Here is a 17146-nt window from a genome sequence, read left to right as displayed (position 1 = left end):
ATATTAAATTGACCAGTTGTAGGGGAGCCGTAAGTGCCACCGTTTCAAAAACTCATGCGGTGACACCCGTCACAGGTCTCGGTGCTTGTTGGCCGCGGCGCGGGTGCGCTATTGGAAGCCCGCGTTCCAGGAGGCCCTGGCGCCAAGGGCGTTGGGGCCGGCGGACCTCACGCGGGGGACGCGGTCTCGCTCTCGACGCCCTCTTGACGGTCCGTCGGGGACTGCGGCGCGGGCGAGTCCAGCGCCAGTCGCAGCAGCCGGTGGCAGATCGGACAGTGGCGCGTCAGATGGCGGTAGGACGACGCGGCCGACAGGTGCGCGCGGAGCAGGGCCCGCGTCTCGTGCCTGACCGATGCCGCCATACGCCACCTCCGGGGCCGTACAGGGACGTTCCCTGTCTTTGGAGTACCGAGCGAATGTGACGCCGTCAAGGCCGGGAGAGGGGCACCGAGGGCTTTCTGGGGGGCAGGGGGCGGAACTCGCAGAGGGAGCACGCGAAGAGGCCCGCACCAATCGGTGCGGGCCTCTTCTGCTGCGGTCCTGACGGGATTTGAACCCGCGGCCTCCACCTTGACAGGGTGGCGAGCACTCCAAACTGCTCCACAGGACCAGGTTTGCCGCGCTTTTTCTTGCGTTGCGCTGCGAGAAGAGACTCTACAGGAGGGTGGGCCCCCGGTCGAACTCACCCTCCGTGCACGTCTAGTCACGGATTCCGCTACGGCGCGAGCGCGTCGATCGCCTTCACGATCCGCTTGTCGGAGACGGGGTACGCCGTGCCCAGCGCGTGCGCGAAATAGCTGACCCGCAGCTCCTCGATCATCCAGCGCACGTCCAGGACCTGCTGCGGAACCGGCCGGCCCCGCGGCATCTGCTCCAGCAGCCACGCGTACTCGTCGCGCATCTCGTGGATCTTCTCCATGCGGGACGTGTCCCGCTGGGCGCCCGTCGGCATCTGCTGCAACCGCCGGTCGGCGGCGACCAGGTAGCGCATCAGGTCCGGCAGCCGCCTGATCCCCGCCTCCGTGACGAAGCCGGGTTTCACCAGCGCGTCCAGCTGCCCCCGCACGTCCTGGAGGTTCGCCAGCAGCGCGGGGCTCCGCACGGCCTTCAGACGGCGCTCGCAGGCCTGCCAGGCCGCCAGCACCTGCTGCACCTGCCCCACCGTACGGACGGTCGTGTCGACGATCTCCGCCCGGACCTTGTCGTAGAGCTTCCGGTACGACTCCTCGTCCCAGGCCGGTCCGCCGAAGTCGGCGATCAGCTTGTCCGCCGCCGCCATCGCGCAGTCGTCGAACAGCGCCTGGATCGAACCGTGCGGATTCGCGGACAGGTTCAGCTTCTGCTGGTTGGTGAGCTTCTCGGACGCGAACTTCGCCGGATTGACCGGGATGTTGCGCAGGATCAGCCGGCGCGTGCCCTTCCACATCGCCTGCGCCTGCTCGGCCTCGGTGTCGAAGAGCCGTACGGACACCGTGTCGCCGTCGTCGACCAGCGCCGGGTACGCCTTCACCGGCTGGCCCGCCCGGCGGGTCTCGAAGACCCGGGACAGCGTGCCGATCGTCCAGTCCGTCAGCCCGGAGCGCTCCAGCGACTCGCCGCCGCTGCGCTCGGCGGTGGCCGCCGCGGCCTGCGACAGCGCCTTGCGCGCCCTCGGCTTCAACCGGAGCTTCAGCGCTTCCAGATCCTTGTCCTCGGCCAGCTTGCGCCGCCGCTCGTCGACGATCCGGAAAGTGATCTTCAGGTGGTCCGGGACCTTCGACCAGTCGAAGTCCTCCGCGTCGAAGGGCACCCCCACCATGCGCTTCAGCTCCCGCGCCATGGTCACGGTCAGCGGCTCCTGGAGCGGTACCGCCCGCTCCAGGAACTTCTGCGCGTAGTTCGGGGCCGGCACGTAGTTGCGGCGGATCGGCTTGGGAAGCGACCGGATCAGCTCCGTGACCACCTGCTCCCTGAGACCCGGGATCTGCCAGTCGAAGCCCTCGTCGGTGACCTGGTTGAGCACCTGGAGCGGAATGTGGACGGTCACGCCGTCCGCGTCCGCGCCCGGCTCGAACTGGTACGTCACCCGGAACTTCAGCTGCCCCTGGCGCCAGGAGTCCGGATAGTCGTCCTTGGTGACCGCGCCCGCCTTCTCGTTGATGAGCATCTCGCGCTCGAAGTCGAGGAAGTCGGGCTGCTCGTGCCGCTTGTGCTTCCACCACGAGTCGAAGTGCGCGCCCGAGACCACGTGTTCGGGCACCCGCTGGTCGTAGAAGTCGTACAGCGTCTCGTCGTCGACCAGGATGTCCCGGCGCCGGGCGCGGTGCTCCAGCTCCTCGACCTCGGTCAGCAGCTTGCGGTTGTCCGCGAAGAACTTGTGGTGCGTGCGCCAGTCGCCCTCGACCAGCGCGTTGCGGATGAACAGCTCGCGGCTGACCTCCGGATCGATCCGCCCGTAGTTCACCTTGCGCTGCGCCACGATGGGCACGCCGTACAGCGTGACCCTCTCGTACGCCATCACCGCAGCCTGGTCCTTCTCCCAGTGCGGCTCGCTGTAGGTGCGCTTGAGCAGGTGGCCGGCGAGCGGCTCGACCCACTCCGGTTCGATCTTCGCGTTGACGCGGGCCCAGAGCCGGGAGGTCTCCACCAGCTCGGCGGACATCACGAACCGCGGTGGCTTCTTGAAGAGCGCCGAACCCGGGAAGATCGCGAACTTGGCGTTCCGCGCGCCCAGGTACTCGTTCTTCGCGCCCTCCTTAACGTCCTTCATGCCGACGTGGGAGAGCAGGCCCGCCAGCAGCGACACATGGACGCGATCCTCGGGCGCGTCCTGGTCGTTGAGGTGGATGCCCATCTGCTTGGCGACCGTGCGCAGCTGCGTGTAGATGTCCTGCCACTCGCGGATGCGCAGGAAGTTGAGGTACTCCTGCTTGCACATCCGGCGGAAGGACGACGAGCCGCGTTCCTTCTGCTGCTCGCGCACGTACCGCCACAGGTTGAGGAACGCGAGGAAGTCGCTGGTCTCGTCCTTGAAGCGGGCGTGCTGCTGGTCCGCCTGCGCCTGCTTCTCGGCCGGCCGCTCCCGCGGGTCCTGGATGGACAGCGCCGCCGCTATGACCATGACCTCCCGGACGCAGCCGTTCTTGTCGGCCTCCAGCACCATCCGGGCCAGCCGCGGGTCCACGGGCAGCTGCGCCAGCTTGCGCCCGGTCTCCGTGAGCCGCTTGCGTACGTCCTTCTGCGCGGGGTCGAGTGCCCCCAGCTCCTGGAGGAGCTGCACACCGTCGCGGATGTTGCGGTGGTCCGGCGGGTCGATGAAGGGGAACTTCTCGATGTCGCCGAGGCCGGCCGCGGTCATCTGGAGGATGACGGAGGCCAGGTTGGTCCGGAGGATCTCGGCGTCCGTGAACTCCGGCCGTGCCTCGAAGTCCTCCTCGGAGTACAGCCGGATGCAGATGCCGTCGCTGGTACGCCCGCAGCGGCCCTTGCGCTGGTTGGCGCTGGCCTGGGAGATCGGCTCGATCGGCAGCCGCTGCACCTTGGTGCGGTGGCTGTACCGGGAGATCCGGGCGAATCCGGGGTCGATGACGTACTTGATGCCCGGCACGGTCAGCGAGGTCTCGGCGACGTTGGTCGCCAGAACGATCCTGCGCCCGGTGTGCTGCTGGAAGACGCGGTGCTGCTCGGCGTGCGAGAGCCGCGCGTACAGCGGCAGCACCTCGGTGAATCTGTACTTCTTCTTCTCCAGCGCGTCCGCGGTGTCCCGGATCTCCCGCTCACCGGAGAGGAAGACGAGGATGTCGCCCTTCCCCTCGGCCATCAGCTCCTCGACGGCGTCGGTGATCGCGGTGATCTGGTCCCGGTCGGCGTCGTCACCGTCCTCCTCCAGAAGCGGCCGGTACCGCACCTCCACGGGATACGTCCGCCCGCTGACCTCGATGATCGGGGCGTCGCCGAAGTGCCGGGAGAAGCGCTCGGGGTCGATGGTCGCCGAGGTGATGACGACCTTGAGGTCCGGGCGCTTCGGCAGGAGCTGCGCCAGGTATCCGAGCAGGAAGTCGATGTTGAGGGACCGCTCGTGCGCCTCGTCGATGATGATCGTGTCGTAGGCGCGCAGCTCGCGGTCGGTCTGGATCTCGGCGAGCAGGATGCCGTCCGTCATCAGCTTGATGAACGTGGCGTCCGGGTTCACCTGGTCGGTGAACCGCACCTTCCAGCCGACGGCCTCACCGAGCGGGGTGTCCAGCTCGTCCGCCACCCGCTCGGCGACGGTGCGGGCGGCGATCCGCCGGGGCTGGGTGTGCCCGATCATGCCGCGCACGCCGCGTCCGAGCTCCACGCAGATCTTCGGGATCTGCGTGGTCTTCCCGGACCCGGTCTCACCGGCGACGATGACGACCTGGTGATCACGGATGGCGGCCGCGATCTCGTCCTTCTTCTGGCTGACGGGCAGCTGCTCGGGATAGGTGACGGCGGGCACGCGCGCCCGGCGCTCACCGATGCGCTGCTCGGCCTTGGCCACCTCCGCCTCGATCTCGGCGAGAACGGCGGCCCGGGCCTCCGGCTTACGGATCTTCCGCGCACCCTCCAGCCTCCGACCGAGCCGATGCGCGTCGCGCAGCGACAGCTCGGTCAGCCGAGGGGCGAGAGTGCCGAGAGTGGGGGCGGGATGCGTAGACATACGGCTTCCAGGATCTCATCCGACGGAAAAACCTGGCGAACGCTTTTGTCCGCCGGACACGGGCGGCAGGACCGGACGGGTGGGGCGGGCCGGACGGGCCGGACACAACAAGGCCCCGATCCGAAGATCGGGGCCTTTGCTGTGGCTGGGGCCGGGGTCGAACCGGCGACCTATCGCTTTTCAGGCGATCGCTCGTACCAACTGAGCTACCCAGCCGCGAGGTTTCACGTGAAACCTCAGCGGTCCTGACGGGATTTGAACCCGCGGCCTCCACCTTGACAGGGTGGCGAGCACTCCAAACTGCTCCACAGGACCAAGCTTCGTACGACAGTGTCGCACATGTACTGCGTGCCCCCAACGGGATTCGAACCCGTGCTACCGCCTTGAAAGGGCGGCGTCCTAGGCCGCTAGACGATGAGGGCTATCGGCCCGCCTGGGCGCTTCGCAGCGCGTCGGGGACGTGAGAAGCATATGGGATGGCGGGAGCTATCGCCAAAACGGTTTACGGAGAGGCCGGGGAAGGGGCCGCGGGCGTGCGGGTCCTCCCGGTGGGCGAGGGCCCGGTTCCGGTCGGCGACGGGGTCGCGCCGGGCTGGTTCTCCTTGGGGAGGTGGCGGCTGACCTCGGCCGTAGTCAGCCCCAGGCCGCCGAGCTTGATCTCGTCCCAGGCCTGGAGGCGCCGGCTGTCGCGGTCGAAGTAGAGGATCGACGCCTGGATCGGGTCGGGGTACTCGCCCTCGACCGCGCGCAGGCCGCTGCCGCCGGTGGACCCCTCGATGCGCAGCCGGGTGCCGTACTTCATGACCTCCATGTCCTCGCGGTGGAGGTGGCCGGCGAGGACCAGCGGCACCTCGCCGTCGACCTCGCGGGCGGCCGACGGCTCGTGGGTGATGGCGACGTCGACGGGGGTGCCGGCCGCGCGCTGGTCGCGCAGGGCGGAGGCGAGTCGGGCGCCGGCCAGTTCCTGGGAGGCCTCGGCGCCGTCCGGCTCGGAGCGGTCGGGGGTGTACTGCGGGTCGCCGATGCCGGCGAAGCGCAGGCCCGCGACGGTCCGGGCGCGGCCGTCGTCCAGGACGTGCACGTTCTTCAGGCCCTCGAGGTACTTCTGGGTGACGCGGGAGTCGTGGTTGCCGCGGACCCAGACGTAGGGGGCGTCGAGGTCCTCGATGGGGTCCAGGAAGCCGTTCTCCGCGGCCGTGCCGTGGTCCATGGTGTCGCCGGAGTCGACGATCACGTTCACCTTGTACTGCTCCACCAGTGAGGCGATGATCTTCCAGCTCGCCGGGTTCAGGTGGATGTCGGACACGTGCAGGACGCGGATCGTGGTCGGGTCGGGCTGGTAGGCGGGGAGCGTGGAGGTGACGTCGTAGAGCTTGGTCACGTTCGTGACCAGGCGGGCCAGTTCCTTCTGGTAGACGTCGAACTCGGTGACGATGCTGCGTGCGTCGCCGACCAGGGAGGGCGCGGAGGAGAGCAGCCCGGAGAATCGGGGTTCCAGGACGGAGTCCGGGTTCCAGGTGGCGTAGGCGGTGCCGCCGGATGCGACCAGGAGAGTGAGGGCGAGTCCGCCGGCGGCCAGTGCGCGCCGGGGGCGGCGGTAGACGGCGAGGCCGAGGGCGGTGGCGCCGGTGACGACGGCGACGCAGGAGCGGACGGCCAGGTCGAGGGTGCCGCGTTCGACGTCCTGGGCGACCTCGTCCTGGAGGCCGGAGAGGCGCTCGGGGTGGTCGACCAGGGCCTGGGCGCGGTCGGGGTCGAGCTGGTCGACGTTGACGTCGAGGCGGACGGGGGCGACGTGGCTGTCGAGCTGGAGGGCGCCCAGCGGGGAGACGTTGATCTTCGTGCCGCCGCTGACGGACGGACGCAGGGTCATCGTGGTGTTCATGGGGCCGACGGGCACGCGGACGTCGCCCACGATCAGCAGGCCGAGCCAGGCCCCGAGCAGGACGACGGCGACGAGGCCGACGGCGCGGGTCCAGGGGCGTCGCCGGGAGGCGAGTTCGACGGTCGTGGACGTCCGGCGGGTGCGGTGGCGGTGGATGAGGGCGCGCGGCGCGTTGCGGATGGGGTTCATCACCTCGGCCAGGGCGTGCAGGGCGGCGGCGGGGACGCGGGCCATTGGTCCCGTATGCCCAAGGTCCGGGGCGGGTATGCGGGCGGCGGCCTCCCGCTGCCCGGGGGCGGTGAGTGCGGGTGACTTCGGAGCGGTCTGTGTCGTACCCCACGGTCGTACCCGACAATGGGCCCTGTGCTGGAGATGACGCGCGAGGAGTTCGAGGAACTGGTCGCCGAGGCCCTGGACCGGATTCCGCCGGAGCTGACGCGACTGATGGACAACGTCGCGGTGTTCGTCGAGGACGAGCCGCCGGCCGACGATCCCGAGCTGCTCGGGCTGTACGAAGGGACGCCGCTGACGGAGCGCGGGGAGTGGTACGCGGGTGTGCTGCCGGACCGGATCACCATCTACCGGGGGCCGACGCTGCGGTTCTGCGAGACGCGCGAGGACGTGGTCGCGGAGACCGAGGTGACGGTGGTGCACGAGATCGCGCACCACTTCGGCATCGACGACGCGCGGTTGCACGCCCTCGGGTACGGGTGAGCGCCGTCGCCGGGCTCGGGTACCGCTGACGCGCTCGGGTCAAGGTCCGCGGTGCGCGGCGCGTGTCCTCTTGTGGGTGAAGGGAGTTGGGCACGGCGACTCCTGACCCCCGGAGGTGGCCGCCCGTGCGCCCCTTGTACGTACCCGTCCGTCTGGCCGCCACCGCCGTGGCCGTCGCCGCTGCCGCCGGCTGCATGAGCGTCGGCGACGACGCGTCCGGCGGGGGCGCCAGGCCGTCGCACTCCGCCGGGGAACAGGGCGGTGCGGCGCCGGACGGCGGGCCCGCCGTGTCGAGCGGCAACGTCGGGTACGGAGCGGCGGCGGCCGACGAGGCGCGCGGGCGCGGCAAGGGGAAGAAGGGCAAGGGCAAGGGCGAGGACGACGGCGAGGAGCACGGCGAGGGCGGGAAGGGGAAGGGCGGGACCCCCTCGGCCGAGCCGCCCGCGCGTGCGACGCCGCCGCCGGTGAAGGGCGGGGACGACGAGCCCGCGCCGACCCGGACGCCGCCCCCGGAGCCGACGCGGACGGCCGAGCCGGAGCCGACGCCGACCGAGGAACCGCCCGCCTCGCCGTCGCCGGAGCCGACGACGGCGGAGCCGTCCTCGTCGGCGCACGAGCCGCCGGGGACGCAGCTGGCGCAGCGTGAGCCGGCGCCGACGGCCGGGGCTCCGGCGTAGCGGACCGGGTGGGGCGGACGGGTGGCGGCGAGCGGTGACGCGCGGGTGGCGGCGAGCACCGAAAGCCGCGCTGAGCTGGGCATGTGTGGGTCGCCCGTCGCTCGGTTTGCCTTTGGGGGTATGGGGTGCGTATGGTGGTAGATCGTTTGATCCCATTTGCCCGGCGCCACAACAGAGCGCGCCGTGTGGCGCGTACTCTCCTTTGCCGTGGTGGACCGCATCGAGGCGGTCGTATTGCGAATCGCGATTCACGGAGTTGACGGGCGCGTGCCGACGAGAGACTCCGGAAGGTTTCGCATTCGCATGTCCATGACCAGTACTGATCACGTCGTCGTGCCCGAGAACGCCGACATCCCCGAGGCCCCCGAGGCCGTCGAGAACCCCGGGAACGAGGCCGTCGAGGCCGCTCCCGAGGTCACCTTCGCCGACCTGGGCCTGCCCGAGGGCGTCGTGCGCAAGCTCGCGCAGAACGGCGTGACCACCCCCTTCCCGATCCAGGCCGCGACCATCCCGGACGCCCTGGCCGGCAAGGACATCCTCGGCCGGGGCCGCACCGGCTCCGGCAAGACCCTCTCCTTCGGTCTGCCGACCCTGGCCACGCTGGCCGGCGGCCGCACCGAGAAGCACAAGCCCCGCGCCGTCATCCTGACGCCCACCCGTGAGCTGGCCATGCAGGTCGCGGACGCGCTCCAGCCGTACGGGGACGTCCTCGGGCTGAAGATGAAGGTCGTCTGCGGCGGCACCTCCATGGGCAACCAGATCTACGCCCTGGAGCGCGGCGTCGACGTGCTCGTCGCCACCCCGGGCCGGCTGCGCGACATCATCAACCGCGGCGCCTGCTCCCTGGAGAACGTGCAGATCGCCGTCCTCGACGAGGCCGACCAGATGTCCGACCTGGGGTTCCTGCCCGAGGTCACCGAGCTGCTCGACCAGGTCCCGGCGGGCGGCCAGCGGATGCTCTTCTCCGCCACCATGGAGAACGAGATCAAGACCCTCGTCGACCGCTACCTGAAGGACCCGGCCCTCCACGAGGTCGACGCGGCCCAGGGCGCGGTGACGACCATGTCGCACCACATCCTGGTCGTGAAGCCCAAGGACAAGGCGCCGGTCACCGCGGCCATCGCCTCCCGCAAGGGCCGCACCATCATCTTCGTCCGCACCCAGCTGGGCGCCGACCGCGTCGCCGAGCAGCTGCGGGACGCCGGCGCCAAGGCGGACGCCCTGCACGGCGGCATGACCCAGGGCGCGCGCACCCGCACGCTGGCCGACTTCAAGGACGGCTACGTCAACGTCCTGGTCGCCACCGACGTCGCCGCGCGCGGCATCCACGTCGACGGCATCGACCTGGTCCTGAACGTGGACCCGGCCGGCGACCACAAGGACTACCTGCACCGCGCCGGCCGTACGGCGCGCGCGGGCCGCACCGGCACCGTCGTCTCCCTCTCCCTGCCGCACCAGCGCCGCCAGATCTTCCGGCTGATGGAGGACGCGGGCGTCGATGCCACGCGCCACATCATCCAGGGCGGCGCGGCCTTCGACCCCGAGGTCGCCGAGATCACCGGCGCCCGGTCGATGACCGAGGTCCAGGCCGAGTCGGCGGGCAACGCGGCGCAGCAGGCCGAGCGCGAGGTCGCCCAGCTCGCCAAGGAGCTGGAGCGGGCCCAGCGGCGGGCCACCGAACTGCGCGAGGAAGCGGACCGGCTGGTCGCCAGGGTCGCGCGCGAGCGGGGCGAGGACCCCGAGGCGGTGCTGGCCGAGGTGGCCGCCGCCGCGTCCGAGGCGGAGGCCGAGGTCGTGGTGCCCGAGCAGCCGGGTGCGCGGGACGTGGAGAAGACCGAGCGCGGCGGCAGCGGCCGGGACCGTTTCGCCGACCGCGACCGTTCCTTCGACCGTCGTGACGACCGGGGCGACCGTGGCGGCTTCCGCCGCGACGACCGTCGTGACGACCGGGGCGACCGTGGTGGCTTCCGTCGGGATGACCGTCGTGACGACCGTGGCGGGCGTTCGTTCGACCGTCGTGACGACCGCGGTGACCGTGGTGGCTTCCGTCGGGATGACCGTCGTGACGACCGTGGTGGCCGTTCGTTCGACCGTCGTGACGACCGCGGTGACCGTGGTGGCTTCCGTCGGGATGACCGTCGTGACGACCGTGGCGGGCGTTCGTTCGACCGTCGTGACGACCGCGGTGACCGTGGTGGCTTCCGTCGGGATGACCGTCGTGACGACCGTGGCGGGCGTTCGTTCGACCGCCGCGACGACCGGGGCGACCGTGGCGGCTTCCGCCGCGACGACCGTGGCGGCCGTTCCTTCGACCGTCGTGACGACCGCGGCGGCCACCGCGGCAGCGACCGTCCGTTCAACCGCGACCGCCAGGGCGACCGCCCCGGCTTCCGCGCCGGCGGACACGACCGCCCGTCCGGCCGTCGTGACGACCACCGCGGCTCCTCCTTCGGCCGTCGTGACGACAAGCCGCGCTGGAAGCGCAACGGCTGACGCCGAGTAGTACCGAGCGCCGTGGCCTCCGCCCTCACCGGGTGGAGGCCACGGCGCTTCGCGTTCCGCTTCCTCGGACCTGTTTTCGGCCACCGAGTGACGCATGTCACGTCTCCCGCAGGGGAATTGCTGGGGGCATGACAGATGACGCCAAGGCGAGCGGGCTCTCGGACGAGGAACGGCTGGCCCAGCTCGGCTACACCCAGGTTCTGGCCCGCCGCATGTCGGCGTTCTCCAACTACGCGGTCTCCTTCACCATCATCTCGGTCCTCTCCGGCTGCCTGACCCTCTACCTGTTCGGCATGAACACGGGCGGCCCCGCCGTCATCACCTGGGGCTGGGTCGCCGTAGGCCTGATGACCCTCTTCGTCGGCCTGGCGATGGCCGAGATCTGCTCCGCGTACCCGACCTCGGCGGGCCTGTACTTCTGGGCGCACCGCCTCGCGCCGCCCCGTACCGCCGCCGCCTGGGCGTGGTTCACGGGCTGGTTCAACGTGCTGGGCCAGGTCGCGGTGACCGCCGGCATCGACTTCGGCGCCGCGTCCTTCCTGGGCGCCTACCTGAACCTCCAGTTCGGCTTCGAGGTCACCCCCGGCCGCACGATCCTCCTCTTCGCGGCCATCCTCGTCCTCCACGGCCTGCTGAACACCTTCGGCGTCCGCATCGTCGGCCTCCTCAACAGCATCAGCGTCTGGTGGCACGTCGTCGGCGTCGCGCTCATCGTCGGCGCGCTGACCTTCGCGCCGGACCATCACCGGTCGGCGTCCTTCGTCTTCGGGGAGTTCGTCAACAACACGGGCTGGGGCAGCGGCGTCTACGTGGTCCTCATCGGTCTCCTGATGGCCCAGTACACCTTCACCGGCTACGACGCCTCCGCCCACATGACCGAGGAGACCCGCGACGCCTCCACAGCCGGCCCGAAGGGCATCGTCCGCTCCATCTGGACCTCGTGGATCGCCGGCTTCGTCCTCCTCCTCGGTTTCACCTTCGCCATCCAGTCCTACGAGGGCGCCCTCACCTCCCCGACCGGCGCGCCGCCCGCGCAGATCCTGCTCGACGCGCTCGGCGCCACCGCCGGCAAGCTGCTCCTCCTCGTCGTCATCGGCGCGCAGCTGTTCTGCGGGATGGCGTCGGTGACGGCCAACAGCCGCATGATCTACGCCTTCTCACGCGACGGCGCGCTCCCCTTCTCCCACGTCTGGCACACGGTCAACCCGCGCACCCGCACACCGGTCGCCGCGGTCTGGCTCGCGGCCCTGGGCGCGCTGGTCCTCGGCCTGCCCTACCTGATCAACGTCACGGCGTACGCGGCGGTGACGTCGATCGCCGTCATCGGCCTCTACATCGCCTACGTCATCCCGACCCTGCTGCGGGTGCGCAAGGGCGCCGCCTTCGAGCGGGGGCCGTGGCACCTGGGCCGCTGGTCACAGGCGGTGGGCGTGATCGCGGTGGCGTGGGTCTGCGTCATCACGGTCCTGTTCATGCTGCCGCAGGTCTCCCCGGTCACCTGGGAGACCTTCAACTACGCGCCGGTCGCCGTCCTCGTCGTCCTCGGCTTCGCCGCGACCTGGTGGCTGGCGTCGGCCAGGCACTGGTTCCTCAACCCCGACCACGAACGCACCAGGGCCCGCGCGGCGGCCCGCGCGAACGCCCCCGAGCCGATTGACCCCTAGCCCCGCCGGCCCCACGAAGCCCACCGACGCGGCCGTGACCCGGATACCCGATCGGCGTCCCGGCCGCGTCGGGCTATGCTCGGTGTGGCAACATCACGCAACACCGCGCGACACCCCTGGGCCCTTAGCTCAATTGGCAGAGCAGTGGACTTTTAATCCATTGGTTGTGGGTTCGAGTCCCACAGGGCCTACCGAACGGCGCTCGGGTCGGCTTCGGCCGGCCCGGGCGCTGACCGATTCTCGTCAGTGGGTCCACGTCGGCGGTTAGGGTCCCTCGGCATGAGCACAACACCGCCTGACGGGCGCCGGGTCACCCCACGCCGCCTCGGGGCCGCCGCCGCGATTTACGGCGTGTTCGTCGCGGGCTGGTACCTGGGTCAGCCCGTGTCCTCGGATTGCCGCGTCGACCGGGCCGCCGTCGACCGGGCGGTCGAGCGGTACGGAACCGAACAGTCCCCCACGTTCACACCGCCCGTATCCAGCCCCACCTCCCTCCCCACCCCCGCGCCGTCGGCGTACCGGACCCACGACTCGCTCGATGACGCCGGCACCGGCATGTCCGAGACGCTCACCGCCTACGCCGTCGTCTGCACGAACGACACGAGCGAACGTCCTCGCCTCGAAGCGTGGTCCGAGGGTGACTGGAGGTAGAGCGGGATGCCCGCCTGGACAACCTTGCGCCGCCTGAGTCTCGTCACCACTCTGTACGCCGGAGCGCGCCCGCCTCCTCTCGTGGGTCAACGGCGACTGGGGCTGACCGCGGGACCGCCGGGCCGCGGGGCCCTACCCGTGAGCTGCCGGCCGGGGCCGGCGAAGGGCCTGGACCACCCAGGGCTGGAAGGGCAGGTGCCCGGGGACCACCTGCCAGTCGTTGACGGTCCAGACCAGGCGCCAGTACCGCTCGACGACCGGGTCGTGTCCCGCCTCGAACTGCCCGGCCATCCACTCCCGCAGATCCGGGCCGTCGTGGCGGCCGAGTACGGCGGCGAAGCGCTCCACGACGGCGTCGACGACCGGGACCGCGTCGTCACCCTCCGCGTCGACGCCCGCCGCTCTCGCCGCCGCGACGGTCCGCCTGACGAACGGGATGAGTTCCGCCGCGGCCTCGGGGGCCACACCCGGCAGGGCGTCCTCGTCGGCGGGCGGGAGTGCCGCTTGCGCCATGCGCGTGCGGAAGCCGTCGTCGGCGATGAGTTCGGCGATCTCCACCCACGCGGCGAGCTGGGCGTCGGACGGTTCATCGGGGAGTTCCGGCAGGGCGGTGCGCAGGGCGGTGACAGCGCTGCGGGAGTGGGGGGTGGCGGCGTCGAGGCCGGCGACGAAGTCGGCCACCATGCGCCGTCGTTCGTCGGCGGTGAGGCGGGTGAGGCGGTGCATCAGAACGGTCTCCTCGGTACTCGAACCGCGCCGGGCAACGAGCCGCAGCATGCTGTGCCGCAGCCGCAGCGCGCGGATTCGGAGGGCGGTGGCGTCGGCGTGCGCGGCGGCGACCTCGGCGACGGAGAGGTCGCCCTCCAGGACGCGGCGGACCGTGGCGAGATCGACGTCCAGCTCCCGTAGGGCGCAGATGAGGTGGAGCCGGCCGATCGCCGCGTCGCCGTAGCGGCGGTAGCCGGCCGGAGTGCGGTCCGTGGGCGGCAGTAGTCCGGTGTCCGAGTAGAACCGGATCGTCCGTACCGGAACGCCGGTACGGGCCGACAGTTCACCGATCGAGTGCAGGGGCGTCACGCCGTTCATGACGCCCACCCTCCGGTCTCCGGCCGCTGGAGAGTCAAGCGGTACGAGACTTTCGCGGGTTCCTACGCGGCCCGGTCGCCGAGCCAGGCCAGCGCGGCCACCGTCACCGCGCTGACGCCGGTGTCCAGGGTCGGCTGGACGACGGGGGCGAAGGTGGCGCTGTGGTTGACCGGGATGTCCTGGGCGACGGTCCCCTTCTTCGCGGCCTCGGCGTAGCGCTCGGGGTCGGTGCCGCCGATCATCCAGTACGTGAACGGCACCCCGAACGCCCGGGGGATCTCGCTCATGTCCTCGCTGGCGGTCTGCCGTTCGACGGTGTGGGCGTCGTCGCCGAAGTACGCGGCGAAGGCGTCGGCGACGCGCCGGGTCGGCTCCTCGTCGTTGACGGTGGGCGGGAAGGACGAGAGCCGCTCGATCTCGGGGGCCTCGGGCGTGCGGGACGCCTCGCACTCGGCCTTGACGATCCGTTCGATGGCGTCCAGGACCCGGGCGCGGGTGACGTCGTCGTAGGTGCGGACGTTGAGCTCGATGACGGCCCGGTCGGGGATGACGTTGGGGCTGCTGCCGGCGTGGACGCTGCCCACCGTGACGACGGCGGGGGTGGTGGCCGCCAGCTCGCGGGAGACGATGGACTCCCGCAGGGCGTCCGCCGCCGTCTTCGCCGTACGGTGCTCCCGCAGGCCGAGTTCGGGATGCCGGTGCAGGTCCCGGTAGAGGTCCTCCAGGTCGGAACGGATGTCGTCCAGGCCTGCCAGGACGGTCCGGGCGGGGTCGGTCATCGCAGCTCCATGCTTTCGAGACTACTCACGGCCCCGTTTTCGGCCACCGGACGAACGGGTCTCGGGTGGTTCGGGCGCGTTGAGGCGGAGGCGGAGGCCGAGCACGCGGATCAGGAAGCAGACGGTGGCCGCTGCCAGCGCGGCCGGGAGGCCGTAGAGGCCCGCCTCGATGGCGGCGACGGTGAGCGCCGCGCCCACCAGCGCGGGGATGGCGTACAGGTCACTGCGGAGCACCGTCGGGACCTGTCGGACGAGCGTGTCGCGGATCGTCCCCCCGCCCACCGCGGTGACCACCCCCAGCAGCATCGCGGGCGCGACGCCCAGCCCGGCGTCCAGCGCCTTGCTCGCGCCGATGACCGCGAAGGTGCTGAGCCCGACCGCGTCGAGCACGGTGATCGCCGGTTCCAGGCGGCGCAGGTGCCGGCTGAGGGCGAACGCGATCAGCCCACCGGCGGCGGCGAGCGTGTAGTAACGCCAGTCCAGGAGCGTGGCGGGGGGCAGCGAGTCGATGAGGACGTCGCGGACGAAGCCGCCGCCCAGCGCGGTGATCATCCCGAGTACGACCACACCGACCACGTCCAGCCGCGCGGCCCGCACCGCCGTCAGCGCCCCGTTCAGCCCGAACGCGAACGTGCCGGTGAGATCCAGGGCGAGCAACGGCCCGGGTTCGGAGCTCATGCGGGGGCGGGTACCCCGCGCCGGGGGCGTCAGCCGGAGGGCGGTCGCTCCACGACGAACGCCGCGCGCTCATCGGGTCCAGGGGTGTGGAGTGCTCTGTATCGCTCACCTGTCCAACGTAGCTTCAGGCACGTGAAGACCCCGGCGAGGTGGCCAGACCTCCCGGGGCGTGGCCAACGCTTACCAACAGGAGCGTCGACGTGTACGACCTTATCCACCGCATCGCCCATTGGCTGGGCCTTCTCCTCGGTCCCGGCACCGGAACCCACCGCGCAGGCGCCCCGCGCCACCGCGCGCCCCACCTCACCCAGCGCCCCCCCGCCCCCGCACGCCTCCCCCTCCACCACTCCCCGTACTGCCGTCACCTCCCCCTCGACGGCACCACCACCCGCCTCGTCCGCCCCTACCTCGCCGCCCACGAGCGCGCACAGGAACTCGAACGGGACCGTCGGCGGCACCGCCGTCCCGCCCTCGTGCCCGCCGCCGACTTCGGCATCGACCAGCACGTCGTCGGCGCGCGGAAGGCGGCCGCGTGATGGAGGCGTTCACCGCGTTGCGGCTGCTGCCCTGGCTGTCGGCCGAGGGCAAGCCCTGCTTCCTCGCCCCCGGCGACGACGGCTCGCCGTAGCGGCGGCATTGAAGGTCCTGCCGCGGAGGTGGTGGAGTACGACCATGCCCCTCCCCTACGTCCTCCTCTCCGCCGCCGTCTCCCTCGACGGCTACCTGGACGACACCGGCCCCGAACGGCTCCTGCTCTCCTCGCCCGCCGACTTCGACCGGGTCGACGACGTGCGGGCGTCCGTCGACGCGATCCTGGTCGGGGCCGGCACGATCCGCGCCGACAATCCGCGACTGCTGGTGAACTCGGCCGCGCGGCGGGCGGCCCGGACCGCTGCGGGGAAGGCGGAGTACCCGCTCAAGGTCACCGTCAGCGCCACCGGCGAGCTGGACCCGGGGGCGCGGTTCTGGCACACGGGCGGGGAGAAGGTGCTGCTGACCACGGACGAGGGCGCCCGGCGGGCCCGCGCCCTCGGTGTCGCCGCCGACGTCGTGCCGCTCGGGGCGGTGCTCGACTGGCGGGCGGCACTGGAGTACCTGCACGACCGGCGGGGTGTGCGGCGGCTCATGGTCGAGGGCGGGGGGACCGTGCACACCCAGCTGTTGCAGCAGGAGCTCGCCGACGAACTGCAGCTCGTCCTCGCGCCGCTGCTCGTGGGGGACCCGGACGCGCCCCGCCTGTTCGGGCCCGGCGCCTATCAGAGGGGGCGGCTCAGGCTGGTGGAGACGCGGCACATCGAGGACGTCGTGCTGACGCGCTACCTGCCGACCGCGCCCGGCACCGGCGACCGCGTCACCGCCGCCGACCGGCACTGGCTGGCGCTCGCCTGCGAGCTGGCGGAGCTGTGCCCGCCGTCCCGGACGGCGTTCAGCGTGGGGGCGGTCGTGGTCGCCGCCGACGGGAGCGAGCTGGCGCGAGGGCACTCGCGGGAGGGCGGCGACGCCGTCGTGCACGCCGAGGAGGCCGCGCTCGCCAAGCTCGACCCCGCCGACACCCGGCTCGCGACCGCCACCGTGTACAGCAGCCTGGAGCCGTGCGCCCGCCGCGCCTCCCGGCCCGCGCCCTGCGCCCGGCTGATCCTCGACGCGGGGGTGCGCCGCGTGGTCACGGCCTGGCGGGAGCCGGACACCTTCGTGCCGGGGGCCGACGGCAGCGGAGTGCTCGCGGCCCAGGGCGCCGCCGTGGTCGTACTGCCGGAGTACGAGGAGCGGGCGAAGGCGCCCAACCGCCACCTGGAGGGGTAGGAGGAGGGGCGGGGAGATACGGATGTGCATTCCGCCCCCCGGATGAC

General features: G+C 71.4%; 13 protein-coding genes and 5 tRNA genes. 8 read left to right on the top strand and 10 right to left on the bottom strand.

Translation table 11 applies throughout. From position 1 onward, the window contains the following. Positions 1–167 precede the first annotated feature (167 nt). From ACLIN4_RS16735 to ACLIN4_RS16705, 7 genes are all read right to left on the bottom strand, one after another. Positions 168–362 (bottom strand): DUF6274 family protein, encoded by a 195-nt coding sequence (locus ACLIN4_RS16735; protein ID WP_107477048.1) that lies wholly within the window; start codon positions 360–362, stop codon positions 168–170. Positions 363–535: 173 nt separating this feature from the next. Then, positions 536–610: transfer RNA gene (locus tag ACLIN4_RS16730), tRNA-Asp, on the bottom strand. 105 nt (positions 611–715) lie between these two features. Then, positions 716–4660 carry an ATP-dependent RNA helicase HrpA gene (gene hrpA, locus ACLIN4_RS16725; protein WP_307652561.1) on the bottom strand — a complete coding sequence of 1315 codons (3945 nt, stop codon included), beginning with the start codon at positions 4658–4660 and terminating at the stop codon, positions 716–718. A gap of 142 nt (positions 4661–4802) precedes the next feature. Further along, a tRNA-Phe gene (locus tag ACLIN4_RS16720) sits at positions 4803–4876 on the bottom strand. Positions 4877–4900: 24 nt separating this feature from the next. Next, positions 4901–4975 (bottom strand) — tRNA-Asp (locus tag ACLIN4_RS16715). 34 nt (positions 4976–5009) lie between these two features. Beyond that, positions 5010–5082, bottom strand: a tRNA-Glu gene (locus tag ACLIN4_RS16710). 80 nt (positions 5083–5162) lie between these two features. Beyond that, on the bottom strand, positions 5163–6779 hold the full coding sequence (locus ACLIN4_RS16705; RefSeq protein ID WP_289913207.1) for a metallophosphoesterase family protein: 1617 nt from the start codon (positions 6777–6779) through the stop codon (positions 5163–5165). A 129-nt stretch (positions 6780–6908) separates the two neighbouring features. Between ACLIN4_RS16705 and ACLIN4_RS16700 the strand changes: the two genes are divergently transcribed. The 6 genes from ACLIN4_RS16700 to ACLIN4_RS16675 all read left to right on the top strand — a co-directional run bounded on the left by ACLIN4_RS16700 (position 6909) and on the right by ACLIN4_RS16675 (position 12753). Beyond that, on the top strand, positions 6909–7259 hold the full coding sequence (locus ACLIN4_RS16700; protein ID WP_043383624.1) for a metallopeptidase family protein: 351 nt from the start codon (positions 6909–6911) through the stop codon (positions 7257–7259). A 125-nt stretch (positions 7260–7384) separates the two neighbouring features. Beyond that, on the top strand, positions 7385–7936 hold the full coding sequence (locus ACLIN4_RS16695; protein ID WP_100046305.1) for a hypothetical protein: 552 nt from the start codon (positions 7385–7387) through the stop codon (positions 7934–7936). A 303-nt stretch (positions 7937–8239) separates the two neighbouring features. Continuing rightward, the gene (locus tag ACLIN4_RS16690; RefSeq protein WP_289913202.1) at positions 8240–10429 is read left to right on the top strand and encodes a DEAD/DEAH box helicase; all 2190 of its coding nucleotides are present in this window, start codon (positions 8240–8242) and stop codon (positions 10427–10429) included. A 137-nt stretch (positions 10430–10566) separates the two neighbouring features. Continuing rightward, positions 10567–12102 (top strand): amino acid permease, encoded by a 1536-nt coding sequence (locus tag ACLIN4_RS16685; RefSeq protein ID WP_289913200.1) that lies wholly within the window; start codon positions 10567–10569, stop codon positions 12100–12102. Between the two features lie 118 nt (positions 12103–12220). After that, positions 12221–12293 (top strand) — tRNA-Lys (locus ACLIN4_RS16680). Between the two features lie 88 nt (positions 12294–12381). Beyond that, entirely contained in the window at positions 12382–12753 is a 372-nt protein-coding gene (locus ACLIN4_RS16675; RefSeq protein WP_289913198.1) for a hypothetical protein, read from the top strand. A gap of 132 nt (positions 12754–12885) precedes the next feature. On the opposite strand, the gene ACLIN4_RS16670 is transcribed toward ACLIN4_RS16675, so the two are convergent. The 3 genes from ACLIN4_RS16670 to ACLIN4_RS16660 form a co-directional block, all read right to left on the bottom strand. Continuing rightward, on the bottom strand, positions 12886–13839 hold the full coding sequence (locus ACLIN4_RS16670) for a MerR family transcriptional regulator (RefSeq protein ID WP_107477058.1): 954 nt from the start codon (positions 13837–13839) through the stop codon (positions 12886–12888). 62 nt (positions 13840–13901) lie between these two features. Next, positions 13902–14618: a peptidase dimerization domain-containing protein gene (locus ACLIN4_RS16665; RefSeq protein WP_411575958.1), complete on the bottom strand. Its 717-nt coding sequence runs from the start codon at positions 14616–14618 to the stop codon at positions 13902–13904. 21 nt (positions 14619–14639) lie between these two features. After that, complete coding sequence (locus ACLIN4_RS16660) at positions 14640–15296, bottom strand: trimeric intracellular cation channel family protein (RefSeq protein WP_107477052.1); 657 nt, start codon at positions 15294–15296, stop codon at positions 14640–14642. Positions 15297–15496: 200 nt separating this feature from the next. On the opposite strand from ACLIN4_RS16660, the gene ACLIN4_RS16655 reads away from it, so the two are divergent. Then, on the top strand, positions 15497–15832 hold the full coding sequence (locus ACLIN4_RS16655; RefSeq protein WP_411575957.1) for a hypothetical protein: 336 nt from the start codon (positions 15497–15499) through the stop codon (positions 15830–15832). A 136-nt stretch (positions 15833–15968) separates the two neighbouring features. Continuing rightward, positions 15969–17099, top strand: coding sequence for a dihydrofolate reductase family protein (locus ACLIN4_RS16650; RefSeq protein WP_307652568.1), 1131 nt, complete (start codon positions 15969–15971; stop codon positions 17097–17099). Positions 17100–17146 lie beyond the last annotated feature (47 nt).

It is taken from the genome of Streptomyces mutabilis (genome assembly GCF_046628145.1).
Lineage (GTDB): Bacteria > Actinomycetota > Actinomycetes > Streptomycetales > Streptomycetaceae > Streptomyces > Streptomyces mutabilis.
The sequence above is the reverse complement of the archived record's forward strand: the minus strand, read 5'-3'. Positions and strand labels throughout refer to the sequence as shown.

What these genes read in the sequence shown, in the direction of transcription:
- ACLIN4_RS16735 (WP_107477048.1), bottom strand. Translation starts at nt 362, where the DNA reads ATGGCGGCATCGGTCAGGCACGAGACGCGGGCCCTGCTCCGCGCGCAC.
- hrpA (WP_307652561.1), bottom strand. Translation starts at nt 4,660, where the DNA reads ATGTCTACGCATCCCGCCCCCACTCTCGGCACTCTCGCCCCTCGGCTG.
- ACLIN4_RS16705 (WP_289913207.1), bottom strand. Translation starts at nt 6,779, where the DNA reads ATGGCCCGCGTCCCCGCCGCCGCCCTGCACGCCCTGGCCGAGGTGATG.
- ACLIN4_RS16690 (WP_289913202.1), top strand. Translation starts at nt 8,240, where the DNA reads ATGTCCATGACCAGTACTGATCACGTCGTCGTGCCCGAGAACGCCGAC.
- ACLIN4_RS16685 (WP_289913200.1), top strand. Translation starts at nt 10,567, where the DNA reads ATGACAGATGACGCCAAGGCGAGCGGGCTCTCGGACGAGGAACGGCTG.
- ACLIN4_RS16675 (WP_289913198.1), top strand. Translation starts at nt 12,382, where the DNA reads ATGAGCACAACACCGCCTGACGGGCGCCGGGTCACCCCACGCCGCCTC.
- ACLIN4_RS16670 (WP_107477058.1), bottom strand. Translation starts at nt 13,839, where the DNA reads ATGAACGGCGTGACGCCCCTGCACTCGATCGGTGAACTGTCGGCCCGT.
- ACLIN4_RS16665 (WP_411575958.1), bottom strand. Translation starts at nt 14,618, where the DNA reads ATGACCGACCCCGCCCGGACCGTCCTGGCAGGCCTGGACGACATCCGT.
- ACLIN4_RS16660 (WP_107477052.1), bottom strand. Translation starts at nt 15,296, where the DNA reads ATGAGCTCCGAACCCGGGCCGTTGCTCGCCCTGGATCTCACCGGCACG.
- ACLIN4_RS16650 (WP_307652568.1), top strand. Translation starts at nt 15,969, where the DNA reads ATGCCCCTCCCCTACGTCCTCCTCTCCGCCGCCGTCTCCCTCGACGGC.